Origin of the sequence: Streptomyces sparsogenes subsp. cuspidosporus, assembly GCF_039532705.1 — a bacterium.
GTDB classification, from domain to species: Bacteria; Actinomycetota; Actinomycetes; order Streptomycetales; family Streptomycetaceae; genus Streptomyces; species Streptomyces sparsogenes.
On the sequence record NZ_BAAASD010000131.1, the window covers coordinates 1 to 950 of the forward strand.

Annotated in this window: 1 protein-coding gene; it reads right to left on the bottom strand. The window is 82.8% G+C overall.

The genetic code is table 11. The features are described 5' to 3' along the window. Positions 1-950, bottom strand: a 950-nt coding sequence (locus ABFY07_RS42680) for a MauE/DoxX family redox-associated membrane protein (RefSeq protein WP_346179612.1), incomplete at both ends; no start/stop codon positions are given.

Consider the following 950-nt stretch of genomic DNA (forward strand, 5'->3'; position numbering starts at 1 on the left):
ACCGGGCCCCGGGGCGGCGCCGGGTGCCGGGGCGCCGGGTGCCGGGGCGCCGGGTGCCGGGGCTGCGCCCGGCGCCAGGGCGCCACCGGGCGCCGGCGGGCCACCGGATGCCGGGGTGCCGCCGGATGCCGGGAACGGCAGCGGGTCGCCGGTGTCCGCGTCGACGATCCCGACGCGGACCGCCGGCTCGGTCACGGTGTCCACGCAGGCCATGGCGTCCAGGGCGAAGACCACGAACACCGGCCTGGCGGCCGCGGCACCGCCGCCGCCGTGCACCCCGGAGAACTGCAGCACGCGCCAGCCGCCGTCGTCCCAGTGGTCCAGCAGCGCGGACCGCACCACCGGAGCGGCCGCCCGCCAGGCCAGCGAACGCTCCAGCAGTTGCACCGTGGCGGCCACCGGAACCCCGGCCGCGTCCCGGAGCCCGGCGGGCGGGAGCCCGGCGTCCTGGAGCCCGGCGGGCGGGAGCCCGGCGCCGTGCCGCCGGAGTCCGCCCCGCCGGAGTCCGCCCCGCCGGGCGAGCCACCACCGCACCGCATCGGCATCGGCGGAGAGCGCCACGAGCCCCGCCACGGCAGCCCCGGCCACGGCCAGCGCGGCGGCCGTCCGCCGCACCACCGCGGCCCACCAGGGCTCCCCCGCCGTGGCCGCCAGGGCCGCCGCGGCACCGCCCACCGCCGGGGCGCCGGCGCGGGCGTAGGCGCGCCAGGTGACGGGGCCCGCGCCGCCGCCCGTACAGCCACAAGAGGAGCCCGGCGCGGCCCGGCGGGCGTACGCCAGATAGCCGGTGAACGCCACGCCGAGGACGGCGGCCGCCACCCCGGGGGCGGCGGCCCGGGGCAGCGCCAGCAACCCGGCGGCGAGCAGCAGTTCGCAGGCGCCGAGGAGCCGCAGGGCGACCGCGGCCCGGCCGGCGCCGCGCACCAGCCGGTCCAGCGCGGCGGGCCACT